At 60.1% G+C, this 17,348-nt stretch carries 15 protein-coding genes; 7 read left to right on the forward strand and 8 right to left on the reverse strand.

Going from position 1 to position 17,348, the window contains the following annotated elements; all coding sequences use genetic code 11:
* Positions 1 to 6 precede the first annotated feature (6 nt).
* On the forward strand, positions 7 to 987 hold the full coding sequence (locus tag ACNA0I_RS11575; RefSeq protein ID WP_415806155.1) for a Bug family tripartite tricarboxylate transporter substrate binding protein: 981 nt from the start codon (positions 7 to 9) through the stop codon (positions 985 to 987).
* A 67-nt stretch (positions 988 to 1,054) separates the two neighbouring features.
* Here ACNA0I_RS11575 and ACNA0I_RS11580 read toward each other — a convergent pair whose 3' ends face one another.
* Together ACNA0I_RS11580 and ACNA0I_RS11585 are read right to left on the reverse strand one after the other, a co-directional pair.
* Entirely contained in the window at positions 1,055 to 1,951 is an 897-nt protein-coding gene (locus ACNA0I_RS11580; RefSeq protein WP_415806156.1) for a LysR family transcriptional regulator, read from the reverse strand.
* A gap of 125 nt (positions 1,952 to 2,076) precedes the next feature.
* On the reverse strand, positions 2,077 to 3,006 hold the full coding sequence (locus tag ACNA0I_RS11585; RefSeq protein ID WP_415806157.1) for a LysR family transcriptional regulator: 930 nt from the start codon (positions 3,004 to 3,006) through the stop codon (positions 2,077 to 2,079).
* Between the two features lie 131 nt (positions 3,007 to 3,137).
* Here ACNA0I_RS11585 and ACNA0I_RS11590 point away from each other — a divergent pair, with 131 nt between their 5' ends.
* The 6 genes from ACNA0I_RS11590 (at position 3,138) to ACNA0I_RS11615 (ending at position 10,692) form a co-directional block, all read left to right on the forward strand.
* A complete protein-coding gene (locus ACNA0I_RS11590) occupies positions 3,138 to 4,364 on the forward strand; it encodes an MFS transporter (protein WP_415806158.1) in 1,227 nt (408 codons plus the stop codon).
* A gap of 411 nt (positions 4,365 to 4,775) precedes the next feature.
* Positions 4,776 to 5,807 carry a BMP family protein gene (locus tag ACNA0I_RS11595; RefSeq protein WP_415806159.1) on the forward strand — a complete coding sequence of 344 codons (1,032 nt, stop codon included), beginning with the start codon at positions 4,776 to 4,778 and terminating at the stop codon, positions 5,805 to 5,807.
* Positions 5,804 to 7,333, forward strand: coding sequence for an ABC transporter ATP-binding protein (locus tag ACNA0I_RS11600; RefSeq protein ID WP_415806160.1), 1,530 nt, complete (start codon positions 5,804 to 5,806; stop codon positions 7,331 to 7,333). The genes ACNA0I_RS11595 and ACNA0I_RS11600 overlap by 4 nt, the downstream gene beginning before the upstream one ends.
* 18 nt (positions 7,334 to 7,351) lie before the next feature.
* Positions 7,352 to 8,425 carry an ABC transporter permease gene (locus ACNA0I_RS11605; protein WP_415806161.1) on the forward strand — a complete coding sequence of 358 codons (1,074 nt, stop codon included), beginning with the start codon at positions 7,352 to 7,354 and terminating at the stop codon, positions 8,423 to 8,425.
* A gap of 10 nt (positions 8,426 to 8,435) precedes the next feature.
* Entirely contained in the window at positions 8,436 to 9,386 is a 951-nt protein-coding gene (locus tag ACNA0I_RS11610) for an ABC transporter permease (RefSeq protein WP_415806162.1), read from the forward strand.
* Positions 9,387 to 9,420: 34 nt separating this feature from the next.
* The gene (locus tag ACNA0I_RS11615; protein ID WP_415806163.1) at positions 9,421 to 10,692 is read left to right on the forward strand and encodes an amidohydrolase family protein; all 1,272 of its coding nucleotides are present in this window, start codon (positions 9,421 to 9,423) and stop codon (positions 10,690 to 10,692) included.
* A 140-nt stretch (positions 10,693 to 10,832) separates the two neighbouring features.
* Here ACNA0I_RS11615 and ACNA0I_RS11620 read toward each other — a convergent pair whose 3' ends face one another.
* From ACNA0I_RS11620 to ACNA0I_RS11645, 6 genes are all read right to left on the reverse strand, one after another.
* Positions 10,833 to 11,600 (reverse strand): ABC transporter ATP-binding protein, encoded by a 768-nt coding sequence (locus tag ACNA0I_RS11620; RefSeq protein WP_415806266.1) that lies wholly within the window; start codon positions 11,598 to 11,600, stop codon positions 10,833 to 10,835.
* 32 nt (positions 11,601 to 11,632) lie between these two features.
* Entirely contained in the window at positions 11,633 to 13,429 is a 1,797-nt protein-coding gene (locus tag ACNA0I_RS11625; RefSeq protein WP_415806164.1) for a branched-chain amino acid ABC transporter ATP-binding protein/permease, read from the reverse strand.
* Positions 13,426 to 14,469 carry a branched-chain amino acid ABC transporter permease gene (locus ACNA0I_RS11630; protein WP_415806165.1) on the reverse strand — a complete coding sequence of 348 codons (1,044 nt, stop codon included), beginning with the start codon at positions 14,467 to 14,469 and terminating at the stop codon, positions 13,426 to 13,428. Before ACNA0I_RS11630 ends, ACNA0I_RS11625 begins: the two co-directional genes overlap by 4 nt.
* 37 nt (positions 14,470 to 14,506) lie before the next feature.
* A complete protein-coding gene (locus ACNA0I_RS11635) occupies positions 14,507 to 15,658 on the reverse strand; it encodes an ABC transporter substrate-binding protein (RefSeq protein WP_415806166.1) in 1,152 nt (383 codons plus the stop codon).
* 92 nt (positions 15,659 to 15,750) lie between these two features.
* Positions 15,751 to 16,482, reverse strand: a complete 732-nt coding sequence (locus ACNA0I_RS11640; protein WP_415806267.1) for an SDR family NAD(P)-dependent oxidoreductase — start codon at positions 16,480 to 16,482, stop codon at positions 15,751 to 15,753.
* Between the two features lie 46 nt (positions 16,483 to 16,528).
* Complete coding sequence (locus tag ACNA0I_RS11645; RefSeq protein WP_415806167.1) at positions 16,529 to 17,344, reverse strand: cyclase family protein; 816 nt, start codon at positions 17,342 to 17,344, stop codon at positions 16,529 to 16,531.
* Between the last annotated feature and the right edge of the window lie 4 nt (positions 17,345 to 17,348).

The raw sequence follows: 17,348 nt of genomic DNA on the forward strand, positions 1-17,348 counted from the left end.
TTGATCATGACGCGTTTTTTTAAAGCCGGTACTGCCGCCCTGAGCCTGGTGAGTCTGATTGCTGTGTCTGTGGCGGTACAGGCACAGGATGATTTCCCGTCTCACCCCATCACGATTGTGGTGCCGGTCCCCCCGGGAGGCATTGTCGACATGGCAGCGCGGCTGGCCAGCGAGCCGTTGACGCAAGGGTTGCATCAACCGGTGGTCGTGGACAATCGCACGGGTGCCAGCGGCAATATTGCCTATAACCATGTCGCCGAAGCACGGCCGGATGGCTATACCTTGTTGGCTTCGTACTCGATGTATCACGCCGGCAATCCCTCGCTGTTCACGAATCTGCGTTGGAACACGGATTCGTTTACGCCGGTAGGAATGGTGGCCGTCGCACCGAGCGTGGTGGTCGTGCATCCTTCGCTTCCCGTGCACAATCTGCGTGAACTGGTGGACTACGCCAAAGCGCATCCGGGCGAGGTGAACTACGCCTCGCAAGGCAGCGGTTCGATGCCACATGTGGGTACGGAACTCCTGCGCCAAATGACAGGAATAAACCTGGTCCACATTCCCTACAAAGGTTCTGGTCCCGCCATTCAAGACGTCCTGGCGGGTCAAGTACAGATGTTCATCACGACGCCACCTTCGGTCATCGGCCACATTCAACAAGGCAAACTGCGGGCCATTGCCGTGGCGAGCAAGCACCGTCTTTCCATGCTGCCCGATGTGCCGACGTCGAGCGAGCAGGGTTTCGACAATTTTGAATTGGATGCCTGGGTCTCGTTATTTGCGCCGGCAGGCACCCCCGCTGAGGTCATCAATCGTTTGACGCACGCGTTGCAGGCTGGGTTGGCACAGCCCATCTCGACAGAGCGTGCACACGCCGCGGGGGTCGAGGTGCGCTACGAGTCTCCTGAACAATTGGGCGAAACGGTCAAGACCGATACGGCGCATTGGTCACGGGTGATCAAGGCAGCGGGAATTGTGGCGAACTGAGCCTTTATTCGATTGCCGGAACTCTGCGGCGTGCGATAACGGCGCAGCCTGTTCTGGCAGATATTGGTCACGCCCATGCAGGATGCCCAAACGCCGCAATCAGAAAATCTAGCATCCTGCGCATCTTCAACGACATGTGTTTGCGGCTGGCATAGACCACGTGTATGCCCAGGGTAGAGGCATGGTAGTCGCGCATCAACTCGACGAGCGTGCCTTGTTTGAGATCCTCGCCAATCAGAAAGTCGGGCTGCAGGATGATGCCTTGATGCGCCAATGCAGCCAGACGACAGGTGTCGCCGCTATTGGTGCGGATCCGAGGATTGACCTTGACGTGCACTTCACCTTTGGGCCCGGTGAATCGCCAGTCGTCCTTGCTGGTCAGATAACTATAAGAAACGATGTGATGATGTGTCAGGTCCTCAGGGGTTTTCGGGCGGCCGTGTTTTTTGACGTATTGCGGAGATGCGCACAATGCCATCCGGGTGCTGGCCAACTGGCGGCTGATCAGGCGCGAGTCGGGTAGATTCGTGATGCGTATCGCCAGGTCGTATCCTTCGTCCACCAGATCGACCATGCGATCATTCAGATCGATGTCCAGCGATACGTTGGGGTTTTCTGCCAGGAATTGTGGCCATAACGGTGCCAAGTGCAGCAGACCGAATGATAGTGGTGCATTGATGCGCAGCATGCCTACCGCATGGCCGCCATGCGAGACGGTTTCGGTTTCCAGTTCATCGAGCGCAGCCGCGAGCTCCATTGCCCGGGCATGAAAGCGCTGCCCGTCTTCGGTCAGCGAGAGACGGCGCGTAGTCCGGTGCAGCAGACGCAGTCCCAGATGTGCCTCCAGATCAGCGACGTGCCGTGAAATGGCGGCTTTGGACAGGTTCGTGGCCTCGGTGGCACTGACAAAACTCCCATGACGCACGACGGAGAGAAAACTGTTGATCTGCTGGAGGTCAAGCATCAATTGTCTCTATTTTCGGGACAAACTGTCAGTTTATTCCCTATTTATTGTTCTGAATATTGTCAATAAATTGGCGCCTATCCGAAACGCGGGCAACAGCGTGCACGAAAGCCAGGTCCGCGGACTCACAGACCGCGGCTGGCAGCGGCCGCAAATAGCTCATTGCGCAACCAGGAATGTGCAGCATCGGCGTCGTGACGCGGGTGCCATGCCGCCGTGAGTCCAAATCCGCCGACCTCCAACGGCAACGGCAGCAAATCCAACCGGTCCGAGAACCGTTGCAAAAAACGCTCGGGCAGGGCGCACACATAGTCTGTGGCTTCAATCACCAACGGCGCCAAATGATATTGCTGGACGGAAACGGCGACATTGCGCGTGCGCCCGTGGCGAGCGATGGCATCGTCCATAAAGCCATGAAAATTACCGCCGTCTCCGGACACCATCACATGACCCAAGGCGCAGTAAGCATCGAGATCGGGAGGCGTCAGCCCCCTGGGGTGCGCTTTGCGCTGCGCCATCACATAACGCTCGCTCAATAGCTGCTGGCGACGCGCGTCTGCCGGCGTTGAAAAATCCGCGGCGATGAGTAAATCTGCCTTGCCGTTGGCGAGCCAGGCGCCAGCCGTGTCGGCAGGGACGGTATGAAATGCGAGTCGCACATGAGGCGCGCGGCTGGCGATGCGGCGGACCAGATCCAGGCCAACCATGACAAAGCCATTATCGCTGGCCAGGATTTGAAAGGTGCGCGAGTCATGCGCCGGGTCAAAATTCACGCCCCGGGCGAGGGCAGCGTGCAGCTCGTGCAATGCGGCTCGCAGCGGTTCACGTATCGCCAGTGCGCGGGCGGTCGGTGTCATGCCGCGGCCGTGTTTTGCCGGTACCAGCAACGCATCATTGGTCAGCTCACGCAGCCGGGCGAGCTGCGCCGACAGCGCGGGCTGGCTGAGATGCAACCGTTCGGCAGCACGGGTGACGTTGGCTTCCTCCAGCAACACATCCAGAGAGCCCAATAACGCCAAATCTGCACCTCGCAGAGGCGATGGTATATCAGCCATTTGGATATCTCCGATATTAATAATCGATTTCAAATATACCAAGGACTTGCGCACACTATGACTTGAAACGGAGTCGGGCAGGGCAGTCCTGGCTCGGCATGATTCGGAGTCAGACAGTGCGGACAAGGAAAGTGGAAGAACCAGAGCGGCATGCCTTGCGTGCCTTGGCCAGCGCGAATTTCGCAGTGGGCGGGATGTCGTATGGCGTGGTTGGCGCCTTACCCGCTTTAGTGGAGGCCTGGCACATCTCTCCCGGGGAGGCGGCACTATTGATGACAGCATTCTCGATCGCGTTTGCTGTCGGCGCACCGTTGTTGCAGGTGCTGGTCGGCCACTCTCGTCGTCGGACGCTGTTGTTGACCGGATTGGTGGTGATGCTGCTGGCGACATTGGCCGGGGCGTTTACGGCCAGCTTTGCCTGGTTGCTGGCTACGCGGATCGTAGCGGGCCTGGGCGCGGCGATTGTCAGTCCGGTCGCTAATGCGATCGGGGCAGGGCTGGCCCCGGCGGAGCGGCGCGGAAAGGCCTTGGCCGTGGTGTTTGCAGGAGTGACCCTATCCAGCGTCGTGGCGGCGCCGGCTGCTGCAGCCCTGGCTCAGGCTCTGGGGTGGCGTGCGGTATTCATCGGCCTCGCGATGATGGCTGCGGGCAGCCTCGGTTGGATTCTCGCCACGGTGCGCGATACGTCGTACGGTGAGCCGATGAGGCCGAGGGGATTATTGCAGTTGCTATTGCGGCCGGCTACAGCGGCCGGACTCGCTGTCGTTGTTTTGCAGACCGCGGCCTTTTTTGCGACCTATACATTGATTTTGCCGCTGATCACCGGACATTTCGGAGCCAGTGCGGCAGAGGGCGGCATTGCCTTGCTGTTGTTCGGACTGACGGGCATCGCGGGAAACCTGATCGCGCAACGGGTGTCGCTGCATCATTCTGCCGACAGGCTGCTGCGTATCGTGATGGTGACGATGACGCTGGTCTTTAGCGCGATTGCCGTGTTGGGAGTGCCATTCTGGAGTGAGGTGTTCAGGCTGGGATTGTTGTTCCTGCTGCTTGTCATCTGGGCAGTGACGCAGGACGTGTTTTATCCGTCTCAGTTGCGCCGCGTCGTTGCCCTGGAACCCGGCTATCGGGGGATGGTAATCGCGCTGAATTCGTCGGGCATCTTTTTAGGGATCGCATTGGGATCGGGTGTGGGTGGACGCGTTGCAGACCATGCAGGTCTGCTGTGGCTGGCCCCGGCATCGGCTGCATTGACGTTGCTGGCATTTGGCGCTCTGGCTGCGTCACAGCGGGCGGCCCCCCAGTCGAAAGACGAGCGAGCTACGGCCGCGCAAACTCCTGCGTGCACGATGTCGTGACCTCAATGGAACACAGAAACGCACTGCAATGGTGCGCAGAGATGGGTGTTTTTTCACGACACGCACCAAAACGGGGCGTTCAGCCCTCGATAGATTGACTACAATCCCGTCCGGCCCGGTTTTTGTTGCCGGACCGCCCCAAGACAAAAACGCCCTTTGGGGGGCAGCAAGCCGGGGGCGCAGCGTGGGGGCTTTTGTGTGACAGGTCGTGCGGCACGAGCATGCGGCATGCATTTTGCTTGATTACGGGCGACTTTCACTCAGACCCTCGGGTCACTAACACCAGTAGCCCCGCTACGTCGACTGATGCCTGCCGTTTTCCCTCGTTGTTCAGACGCGCCCCGATTTGTGCGGGGGCACCTGTGCCGCGTTCGGGTTGAGGGCTTTTTATATCGCCTAGGAGCCGAAACCATGATGTTTGAAAATCTCCCGTCCGTATCCGGACTTGCCCGCCGTAGCGTGCTGAAACTCGGTGTAGCGGCCGCGGGCGTGTTCGTGATGTCGGGCTGGGCCCAGGCGCAGGACGAAGCCAAGATCAAGGTCGCGGCTGTCTATACTGTGCCGGTCGAGCAGCAATGGGTATCGCGCATCCACAAGGCGCTGAACGCCGCCAAGGAAAAAGGCGAGATCGAATACGTGTTTTCCGAGAACGTCAGCAACGCGGACTACGAGCGTGTCGTGCGCCAGTATGCGGAGCAGGGCAACAAGCTGATCGTAGGCGAGGCCTTTGCCGTCGAGGCTGCGGCGCGCAAGGTCGCCAAGGATTATCCCGAGACAGCTTTCCTGATGGGCTCGTCGGCCAAACCGCAAAAGCCGAATTTTTCGGTGTTTGACAACTATATCCAGGAGCCGGCCTACCTGACCGGCATGATCGCCGGCGGTATGAGCCAGTCGGGCAAGATCGGCCTGGTGGGCGGATATCCCATTCCCGAAGTCAATCGCCTGATGCAGGCGTTCATGGCGGGTGCCCAGGAAATCAATCCCAAGGTCACCTTCACCGTGTCGTTCATCGGCTCGTGGTTTGATCCCCCAAAGGCTAAAGAAGCCGCCTTCGCGATGATCGATCAAGGCGCAGACGTGTTGTACGCCGAGCGCTTTGGCGTGTCCGACGCGGCCAAGGAGCGCGGCAAGCTCGCGATCGGCAACGTGGTTGACACGCAGCCCCAGTATCCCGAGACGGTCGTGGCGTCGGCACTGTGGAACATGGAGCCCACGATCGAGCACGCATTGGCTCAGGTCAAGGCAGGCAAGTTCGCGGCAGAAGACTACGGCCAGTATTCGCTGATGAAATTCAAAGGATCGGAACTCGCGCCGCTGGGTACGTTCGAGTCGAAGATTCCCGCGGACCTCAAGGCCAAGGTCGAGGCCAAGCAAAAGGCGATCCTGGATGGCAGCTTTGAAGTCAAAGTGAACAACAGCGAACCCAAGTCCAGCGCCAAATGACGGATACCCTGGCCCTGCAACTCGAGGGTATTACCAAGCGTTTTGGCAGCCTGACGGCGAATGACGCGGTCTCGCTGAGCGTGAAGCAGGGCGAGGTGCTCGCCCTGTTGGGGGAAAACGGCGCGGGCAAGTCCACGTTGGTGTCCATTCTGTTCGGGCACTACGTGGCCGACGCAGGCCGTATCACGGTCTATGGCCAGGCGTTGCCGCCCGGCCGGCCCGACGCTGCACTGGCTGCGGGCGTGGGCATGGTTCATCAACATTTCACGTTGGCAGACAACATGAGTGTGCTGGACAACGTGATGGTCGGCACGCAGTCGTTGTGGCGGCTCGCTTCCGGGCGCAAGCAGGCTCGGCAACGGTTGATCGAGCTGGGCCAGCGCTTTGGCTTGGGGGTAGATCCCGATGCACGTGTGGGAAGCCTGTCTGTCGGCGAGAAGCAGCGCGTCGAGATTCTCAAGGCGCTCTACCGTGGTGCGCGCATTCTGATCCTGGATGAGCCAACGGCTGTGCTGACGCCGCAGGAGGTCGACGGGTTGTTCGCGACCCTGCGCGGCTTCGTGGCAGAGGGGCTGGCCGTGATCTTCATTTCGCACAAGCTGGATGAAGTCATGGCGGTATCGCAACGTGTGGCAGTCTTGCGTCAAGGCAAGCTCGTGGCTGAACGCGACACGGCATCGACCAACGCGGCAGAGCTGGCCGAGTTGATGGTCGGCCGCAAGGTCGTGATGCCGCGTGTGCAGAGTGCCGAACCGCGTGCCCAGGCAGCGCCTGTGGTGACGCTGTCGCAAGTCACCGTGCGCAATAGTCACGGTGGTGCGCCACTGCTCGACGCTGCCGATTTGATCGTGCATACCCATGAGATCGTGGCCATCGCCGGTGTCGCTGGCAATGGCCAACAGGCCTTGGTGTCGGTATTGAACGGATTGCGCCAGCCTGACGACGGCACCATCAGGCTGGGGCCGGATCATGCGGCCGCGCCGCGCACGCCTGCCGGGTGGACTGCGGCGGGCGTGGGGCGGATCCCCGAAGACCGTCATCACGAGGGTGTCATCGGCGATAGCCCCTTATGGGAAAACGCCATCGTCGAAGACCTGAACGACAAGCGCTTTACCCGCCTGGGGATGGTGCGCGCACAAGCCGGCCGGACCTATGCCCGTGAGTTGAGCAAACAGTTCGACGTGCGTGCCGCCTCGCTGGAGGTACGTACCCGCAGCTTGTCCGGCGGCAATATGCAAAAGCTGATTCTGGGCCGCACGCTGGCTCGGCAGCCGAAGTTGATTGTGGCCGACCAGCCGACTTGGGGTTTGGACATTGGGGCGGTTGCCTATGTGCGCGAACAGCTATTGGCTGCGCGCGAACGTGGCGCAGGCATCCTGCTGGTGTCCGAAGACCTGGAGGAAATCTTTGCCTTGGCCGATCGCATTGCGGTCATGTGCGGCGGCAAGATCATCGCCGTGAAGCCTGTGGCTGAATGGACGCCTGCATCGGTAGGCCTGGCCATGACGGGCACTATGTCTGCCTGACGAATAGCTATCTACATCATGAATCTGTATTTGGAACGCCGCACTGAAGCCAGCCGCACGGCATTGCTGTTAGCGCCACTGGCAGCGATTGTGTTTACTTTGTTGATCTGTGCGCTGCTCGTGGCGTGGGCCGGTGCGCCGGTGGGCCAGACGTATGCGCTGTTGTTCGATGGTGCGTTCGGTTCGCGGTTTGCGTTGTCGGAAACGCTGACGCGTGCGACGCCGTTGATGCTGACCGGGTTGGCCTGTGCGGTGGCATTCCGTGCACGGTTCTACAACATCGGCGCGGAAGGGCAGTTATATCTGGGGGCCTTGGCTGCGGTGGCAGTGGGCGGGATGCATGATGGCGTCGGCTTTGATCTGCCGGTGCCGGTGCTGTTCGCCGGCATGATGATCGCCGCTGCGTTGGCCGGGGCGTTGTTGCTGTTGATTCCCGCCTTGCTGAAAACCCGTCTGGGCGTGGACGAGGTGGTGACCACGCTGCTGGGCAACTTTATTGTGCTGTTGTTCGTCTCGATGATGCTGGACGGTGTCATGAAAGACCCGATGGCCATGGGTTGGCCGCAGTCGGTGGCACTGAATCCCGATCTCGAATTCGGCAAGTTGATTGCAAAGACGCGCGCGCATACGGGGATGCTCTGGGCGCTGGGCCTGGCAGTCGGCCTATGGTTGATCAACCGCTACACGGTTTTCGGTCTGCAGATGCGTGCAGTGGGCGCCAATGCGCATGCTTCGCGTTTTCTGGGACTGCCGGTGACGCGAGTGATGCTGGGCACGGCGATGTTGTCGGGTGCGCTGGCTGGGCTAGCGGGGGCGATCGAGGTCGCAGGACGCACGAGCTATGTGACGTTGGATATGTCGCCTGGCTATGGCTATACGGGCGTGGTGGTGGCCATGTTGGCGGGCCTGCATCCGCTGGGTGTGGTCGTGGCCAGCATTTTCGTAGCAGGTATGTTGGTGGGCGCCGACAGCATGAGCCGGGCGATTGCCGTGCCGAACTACATTGCCGATGTGATTGTGGCCGCATCGCTGTTGTCCATGCTGGTGGCCACCTTGTTTGCGCAGTATCGTCTGCGCCGCAAGCAGGCCTGAGGAGACGCGCATGGAATGGATGGATCTGTTGAGTTCGAGCGCGTTCTGGGTGGCGGTGCTGCGTCTGGCTACGCCGTTGATCCTGGGCACGCTGGGTGTGCTCTTGTGCGAGCGTGCAGGGGTGCTGAACCTGGGTATCGAAGGCATCATGGCGGCCGGGGCCTTTACGGGTTGGCTGGTCGTATACCTCGGCGCACCGCTTTATGTCGGTGTGCTGGCGGCCGCGCTGGCGGGTATGGTGTTCGGGCTATTGCATGCGGTGTTGACGGTGCCGTTGGGGCTGTCCCAACACGTGTCCGGATTGGGCGTGACCTTGCTGGCGACGAGTCTGAGCTATTTCGCCTATCGCGTGACGTTTCCCAGTGTGAATACCCCGCCGACGATCACGCCGTTTGCCGAGATGACGTTCTTCAAGGACATTCCCTTGATTGGCCCTGTATTGGCGGGCCAGACGGTGATGACTTTGATCGCCTTGATTGCGGTGCCCCTGATCGCTTGGGTGTTGAATCGAACGCCGCTGGGCTTGGCGATACGCATGGTGGGTGAAAATCCCGCCGCTGCCGAGGGGCAGGGCTTGTCCGTGACGAAGCTGCGCATGGGCGCTATCGTAGCGGGGTCAGCGCTGATGGGCATCGCGGGCAGTTTCCTCACGCTGGCCGCGTTCAACGCCTTCTTTTTCAATATGGTCAACGGCCGCGGTTGGGTGTGCGTGGCGCTCGTGGTGTTCGCGTCCTGGCGGCCGGGCAAGGCCTTGCTGGGCGCGTTGATTTTCGCGTTCTTTGATGCGTTGCAACTGCGGTTGCAGCAGGGCGGCACGAGTCTGCCGGGCTTGCCAGAGTTGCCGTATCAGGTTTATTTGATGTTGCCGTACGTGCTGTCCATTTTGGCGCTGGTCGTGATGGCGCGTCGTGCCGCGTATCCCCAAGCGCTGATGAAGCCCTATCGCAAGGGCGAGCGTTGAACCCACACGGCACAGTCAATCAAAAGGTTTTTATATGCTCGATCTCATTATCAAGAACTGCAATCTGGCCAACGGCCAGACGGGCGTGGATGTCGGCGTGCAGAATGGCCGCATCGTGTCTATCCAGCCTGCGCTGCAGGCCGAGGCCGGTCAGGTGGTCGATGCTCAGGGACAGTTGCTGAGCGCGCCGTTTGTCGATGCGCATTTCCATATGGATTCGACGCTGTCATACGGCCTGCCGCGCGTGAATCAATCCGGCACCTTGCTAGAGGGCATTGCGCTGTGGGGGGAATTAAAGCCGCTGTTGACGCAGGAGGCGCTGGTCGAGCGCGCGTTGGCGTATTGCGATTGGGCAGTGGCCAACGGTCTGTTGGCGATTCGTTCGCACGTGGATGTTTGCGATTCGCGTTTGCTGGCCACAGAGGCTTTGCTGCACGTGCGTGAGCGCGTCAAACCGTATCTCGATCTGCAACTGGTCGCGTTTCCCCAGGACGGCGTGCTGCGCGCACCTGGTGCCATGGACAATCTGAAACGTGCACTGGATATGGGGGTAGACGTGGTGGGCGGTATTCCGCATTTCGAACGCACCATGGCTGATGGCGCTGAATCGGTACGTTTGCTATGCGAACTGGCAGCCGAACGCGGCCTGCGCGTGGACATGCATTGCGACGAGACGGATGATCCCATGTCTCGTCACATCGAGACGTTGGCTTATCACACTCAGCGTCTAGGTTTGCAGGGCAGGGTAACGGGTTCGCATCTCACGTCCATGCATTCGATGGACAACTACTACGTGTCCAAGCTGATTCCGTTGATTCGCGAGGCAGGGGTCTCGGCCATCGCCAATCCGTTGATCAACATCACGATTCAGGGGCGTCACGACACCTATCCGAAGCGTCGCGGGATGACACGCGTGCCCGAGTTGCTGGCGGCTGGCGTGACAGTCGCGTTTGGCCACGACTGTGTGATGGATCCTTGGTACAGCTTGGGCTCGGGCGATATGCTGGAGGTCGCGCACATGGGATTGCATGTGGCCCAGATGACTGGGCAAGACGCCATGCATGCGTGCTTTGACGCCGTGACCACCGCACCCGCCAAAATTTTAGGTCTGGACGACACGGGTATCGAGATCGGCAAACGTGCGGATATGGTGCTGTTGCAGGCTCGTAACCCCGTCGAGGCGCTGCGCCTGCGTGCCACGCGTCTGCATGTTTGGCGCGCAGGTAAGCAGGTGGCCAGCACACCGCCTGCGACGGCGACACTGGCGTTGGCGGGTCGGCCGCAGACCGTGGATTTCCGGGTGTAAGTTCCTCTCAGCTTGAATCTCCATCGCGATCGTGGCGCGGCCGGGGCGGATAGCGGGCAATTCGGCTATCTCGAATGCAAATGGATTAACTCAATTATTGCGTTATAAATGAAATAATTGCATTAAAAATGCGTTAGTTTTCAGTGTTTCCCCAACCCAAGATAAACATCAATCACTCGCCTGTCCTGTGCAATATCTGCGGCGGGTCCTTCGATCGTGATGGCGCCGGTTTCCAGTACGTAGGCGTAATCGGCAACTTGCAGGGCGGCGCGGGCGTTTTGTTCGATCAGCAGAATGGATACGCCGCGCCGGCGCAGTTCAGCCACGATATGGAATACCTCGCGCACGATGCGTGGTGCGAGACCCAGGCTCGGTTCGTCCAGCATCAGCAGCCTGGGTTTCGCCATCAATGCCCGGCCGACGGCCAGCATTTGCCGTTCGCCGCCAGACAGCGTACCGGACAATTGCGCGCGACGCTCACGCAATCGGGGAAACAGTTCATAGACCTCTTGCAGACTGGCATGATGGTCGCGTTGACCCGTGCGATAGCGGTGAAAGGCCCCCAGCATCAGGTTGTCTTCCACACTCATTTCGGCAAACAGTTCGCGTTTTTCGGGAACCAGGTTCATACCCGCTGCGACCATTTCCTCGATTTCGGCATGCACGTGAGGGCGGCCATCAAAGACGATCTCGCCGCGCGAGGGCAACACACCCATGATGGCGGCCAATAGCGTGGTTTTTCCCGCCCCGTTGGGGCCGATCACGGTCACGATCTGGCCTTCGCCTACACGAAGGTTGATGCCAGAGATTGCTTCGATCTTGTCATAGGCGACATGCAGGTCCGTGACACGCAATAGGTCGCGTGAGGGGGAGGGACGAGCCAGTGCGTCTGCGCTTGTGCTGTTCATGGCGGCACCCATGGTCGTGTTGGAGTTGAGCATCAATCGTCTATGCCTCCGAGATAAGCCTCCAGCACGGCGGGATGCGATTGAATCTCCGCGGGCAGGCCCTCTGCGATTTTCTGCCCGAAGTCCATCACGACAACACGATCCACGAGACCCATCACAAAATCCATATCGTGTTCCACGAGTAGTATCCCCATTCCCTCGGCACGCAGGCGTCGCAGAAGCTCGCCCAGCTCTTGCTTTTCCTGATAACGCAATCCGGCGGCGGGCTCGTCCAGCAGCAGCAAGCAGGGGTCGGACGCGAGAGCGCGAGCAATTTCCAGAATGCGTTGTTGTCCCAGCGCCAGCGATCCCGCCTCGTCATGCATATGCTTGCCAAGTCCCACGCGTTCGATCTGACGCGCCGCCTCGGCCAGCAGGCGTTGTTCTTCCTGGCGATCTAGTCGCCATGCGGCTTGCATCACGCCGCGATGCCCCCGCAGGTGGGCCCCGATCGCGACGTTTTCCAGTACGGTCATTCGGCTCAAGAGCTTGACGTGCTGAAACGTGCGCGATAAACCCAGACCTGCAATATGCCGCGCGCCCGTGCCAGCGACTGATTCACCGCGCAACAGCACCTGTCCCGAGGTTGGCGTATCGACACCACTGATCTGGTTGAACATAGTGCTTTTTCCCGCGCCATTCGGGCCTATCAGGGCCAGGATCTCGCCGGCGTGGACGGTGAGACTCATCGCGTTGTTGGCGACCAGGCCGCCGAACTTGCGCGTGACGTCGCGTGCTTCCAGCAGGACGGTGCCGGGCGCCGGCATGTCGCGGCGGGACAGGGGTTCGGCTTGTCGATCGACCTGCAGCGGGGACTTTTTGACCGGAACGAGTTTCGCCAACACAGGCCATACGCCGCCCCGTGCACGGTGCAGCAAGAGCACCATACCAAAGCCGAACACGATGATTTCAAAGTTGCCGGTTTGTCCCAGCAAACGCGGCATCCAGTCCTGGAGCCATTGCTTGAGGACAGTGAAAATACCCGCACCGGCAATCGCGCCCCATACGTGGCCGGCGCCGCCGATCACCGTCATGAACATGTATTCGATGCCCATTTGCAGGCCGAACGGATGGGGGTTCACAAAGCGCTGCATGTGGGCATACAACCAGCCAGAGGCGCAGGCCTGCAACGCGGCGATGAGAAAGATCACCATGCGCGCACGCGTGGTGTTCACCCCCATGGATTCGGCCATGATGCGCCCGCCTTTCAGGGCGCGTATCGCGCGGCCCTCGCGGGAGTCCAGCAAGTTTCGGGTGCACCATACGGCCAGCATCAAGAACGCCCAGATGAGGTAGTAGATGCTCGGGCCGGTATTCAATACCAGGCTGCCCAGCGAAATCGGCGGAATGTCGGGCAGGCCAGTATGGCCGCCCAGACCCTGGACAGAACCGAACGCGAGGTACAGGCTTAATCCCCACGCGATCGTGCCCAGCGGCAGGAAATGCCCGGACAGGCTCAACGTGATCGCGCCCAGCAGCCAGGCGACGATCAGGGTCAAGATCAGGCCGATGACCAGCGTGATCCATGGCGATGTGCCCATCCATGCCAGCCAAGCAGGCAAGCTCTCGGCCTGCGTGGTCAGCACCGCAGTAGTGTATGCGCCCAGGCCTACGAACGCCGCCTGTCCGAAACTCGTCAGTCCCCCCACGCCAGTCAAGAGCACCAGGCCCAACGACACCATCGCATACAGACCGATGTAGTTCAGCAGCGTGACGTAGAACGGCGGCAATACCAGCGGCGCCAGCAACAGGAGCGCCAGGAATATCAGGACAATGTGGCGCGGCTTCACTCGTCGTCCTCCTCTTCGACATGATGGCTTTTCAGTGAACGCCAGACGAGCACGGGGATGATGAGCGTGAACACGATGATGTCTTTATAGGCACTGGCCCAGAACGCGGAGAAAGCCTCGATCAATCCGACGAGCACAGCCCCTGCGGCGGCGATCGGATAGCTCACCAATCCGCCGATGATCGAGCCTACGAAACCTTTCAGGCTGATGAGAAAACCCGAGTCGAAATAGATGGTGGTGATCGGGGCAATCAGGATGCCCGACACGGTACCGATCAAGGCAGCCAGAAAAAACGTTGCCTTGCCGGCAAGCGTCGGCGAAATCCCCATGAGTCTCGCACCGAGCCGATTGAATGCTGCGGCCCGCAAGGCCTTGCCATACATGGTGCGTTCAAAGAACGTATACAGCACCACGATGAGAATCAACGACACCAGGACGACCCAGATCGCCTGACTATTGATGTTGATCGGTCCCAGCGGAAAACTGACATCGCTGAATGGATCGGTACGCGCGCCCTCGGGGCCAAAGATAAGCAGACCCAGACCCACCAGGGCCAGGTGTACGGCGATGGATACGATCAGCAGCACCAAGGTGGACGCTGATGCGATGGGTTGAAAAAACAAACGGTAGAGCTGCGGTCCCATGGGGACCAGAATCGCCAATGCAAGCAGTGCGCGCAGCACCATGGGCAATGAGGCCAACGGCAACGCATAGAGCAGGGCAGCCAATGCGAACGGATACATCAGCTTGATGATCATCCAGGGCCCTATGTGCAGATTCCCTGTGCGTCGGCGTGCGGCGATGGCATCGGCCAGAAATTCCGCCACGGCAAAACCCGCCAGCAACCACACCATACGGGTCGGGGTGCCTGCTTGCAGCGCCGCCATGGTCAGCGCGCCAAAAGCCACGAACTCGCCCTGCGGAATGAACAGCACCCGGGTTACGGTGAAGACCAGCAGGATGGACAGCGCCAACAGCGCGTAGACCGCGCCGTTGGTAATGCCATCCTGCCCCAGGATCAAGGCGATCTGCGCATTCATGCGAAAGCTCTCCGTCGTCGCGCCAGCAATGTCGCCATTACTTCACCAGCATCCACTGGCCATTTTTGACCGTGATCAGTTCGCGGCCGCGATCGTCGAACCCGCTGTGGTCTGCCGCACTCATGTTGTAGACCCCTTGCGTGCCCACCAGTTCCTTGGTTTGTTCCAGCGCGTCGCGCAATGCGCTGCGGAACTCCTTGGTCCCTGGTTTTCCGGCTTTTTGTGCAATCGGCACGGCTTTTTCCAGCAGCAGGCCGGCGTCATAAACATTTGCGCCGAACGTGGCGGGTCTGGAACCATTCAGTTTTTCATAGGCGGCGATATAGTCGCTGGCGACTTTCTTGGACGGGTTGCTGTCGGGAATCTCCGGCAACACCAGCATCAGGCTGGCTGCCAGGATTGTGCCCTCGACCTTCTTGCCGCCCAGCTTCAGGAAATCTGGCAGCGCGGCGCCGTGGGTTTGATAAAACTTGCCCTTGTACCCCTGATCAAACAGAGTGGCTTCGGGCAATACGCTCGCCGCGCCCGGAGCAGCGATCAACACGGCATCAGGCCGCGCTGACAGCAGTTTCAGCGACTGGCCTGTGACCGAGCTATCGGTGCGCATATAGCGTTCGTTGGCGACAATCTTGATGCCTTTCTCCGTCGCCAGACCGGAAAATACCTTGTACCAGTTCTCGCCATAGGGATCGTTCAGGCCGATAAAGCCGACCGTTTTGATGCCCGTCTTGGCCATATGATCGACCAGCGCACGTGCGATGATGTCATCATTCTGCGTGGTCTTGAACACCCATTTTTTCTGGTCCGTCATCGGCAGCACGACCGCAGCGGTGCCAACCGGAGCCAACATGGGCACGCCAGCCTCGGCGACAAACTGAATCACGCCCATCGCGTTCGGCGACCCTGAGGGGCCGATGATGGCGTCCACGTTTTCCTCGGAAATCAGCTTCTTGAACGCCGTGACGGACGCGGTGGGATCGCTGGCATCATCCAGGGAAATGTATTGCACGTCGATATCGCCGATCTTTTTCGGCAATAGCGGTACTGTGTTCTTTTGCGGAATCCCCACCAGCGCCGTGGGGCCGGTCGAGGACGTCACAACGCCCACTTTCATCTGTGCCCAGGCGGGCAGGGAACACAAGGCGGCCAGGACGGCCGCGGCCGCCAGCGAGACAGTCTTTGAATGCATGGCAAATCCTCCGAGAGGGAGAGAAACGAATGCTGCAATGAGGGAATAAGACGACGACGGAACTGCTTTGGGGTACGAGGCGCGATGCGATGTCAGATCGTGATGGAACTCACACTGGCGCCGCCACAGACATACAAGGTTTGACCCGTCACGAAGCTATTGGCGGGATCTGCAAAAAACATGACGGCGCGGGCGACATCATCCGGCAGGCCCACGCGTTGTACCGGGATGCCGCGCGCGAGCTGCTGTTCGCGTTCACTACCGGCAGGAATGACATCGTGGAACATATCTGTTTTGATCGGGCCTGGGGCGACGACGTTGACCGTAATGCCGTGCGGGGCCAGTTCCAACGACCACGTGCGCGCCATGCCTATCATGCCGGCCTTGGTGGCGGAGTACGCTGTGCGTGTAGGCAGCCCCAGTGCGCCGCGCGAGGACATCAGAACAATACGGCCGAACTTGCGCTCCTGCATCCCGGGCAGGGCTGCCTGCACCAGGCTGATGGCGGCGCCCAGATGCAATTGGGTCAGTCCATGCAATTGTTCCTGCGTGACGTCAGGTAGCAGATTGGGCCAGATAACGCCTGCGTTATGCACGATATGGCTGACGGGATAGTCCTGCGCGATTTGTGCGGCAGCCTGCGCGGTAGCGTTCGCATCCAGCAAATCCGCCTGCACACTGATCAGGCGTTCGTGCGTGAAATCGGGATCGCGCCGCGCCAGCGACACGACGCGCCAGCCGGCATCGAGCATGCTGCGGCAGATTTCGGCGCCTATCCCGGCGCTGCCGCCGGTGACCAGCGCGACGTAGTTCTTGTTTTCCATGAATTCCCCTGTGATCTGTATATCGTCTCGTGCGAATTGACGCAGGTCAATGCGTAGCATCCCGCGTAGCCTGCGCGGGCGCGGATGGGGTGAGGGCTAATACCCGCAATGGACTGCCAGACCCTTTACGTATTTTTAGCGGCGCCGAGAAAATGACCGCACCTGTGGCCGACAACTGATCCAGGTTCGTCAGGCACTGCAGGCCATAGCGGTTATTGCCGTGCATGTAGTAATGACAGGGATAGGGCGGATCCAGATGCTGGGCCTGTCCGGCATCCGTGCCTACGGACTCCGTGCCAAAGCCATGCACGTCGCGTTCGCGTATCAGCCACGGCACGACTTCCGCGTCGGGCCCCGGCGAGTGTGCGCCGTCATCACGCATATTCAGATAGTCCGCCGGCTTGGCCCGTTTGGACCAGTCGGTGCGCATCAGTACCCAGCTGCGCGGGGGAATTCGGCCATGAGCGGCCTCCCATTCGCGCACATAATCTATCGTCAGCAGAAAATCGGGATTGTTGCGAGCGGGCTCCGAGCAATCGATGACGCAGGCCGAGGCGATGAACGCCTCGACAGGAATGGTGTCGACGGTATTATCGGGTTGATCCTTGCCGGACACCCAATGCGCGGGCGCATCGAAGTGCGTGCCGGTATGCTCGGAGCACGAAAAATTATTCCAATACCAAGCCGGGCCCCGTTCGTCATAGCGGGAAATTTCCTCCAGACGGAACGGCCAGGCCTGGCCGAATTCCGGCGGCAGCACGATAGTCGGGAATTCCGGCGTCAAGGTTTCGGTCAGATCCACGATGCGAATGCGGCCACTGATCAATTCGCTCATGAACTGGGTCAATACATGGGTATCCATTACC

Origin of the sequence: Bordetella muralis (genome assembly GCF_965139205.1) — a bacterium.
Lineage (GTDB): Bacteria > Pseudomonadota > Gammaproteobacteria > Burkholderiales > Burkholderiaceae_B > Bordetella_A > Bordetella_A muralis.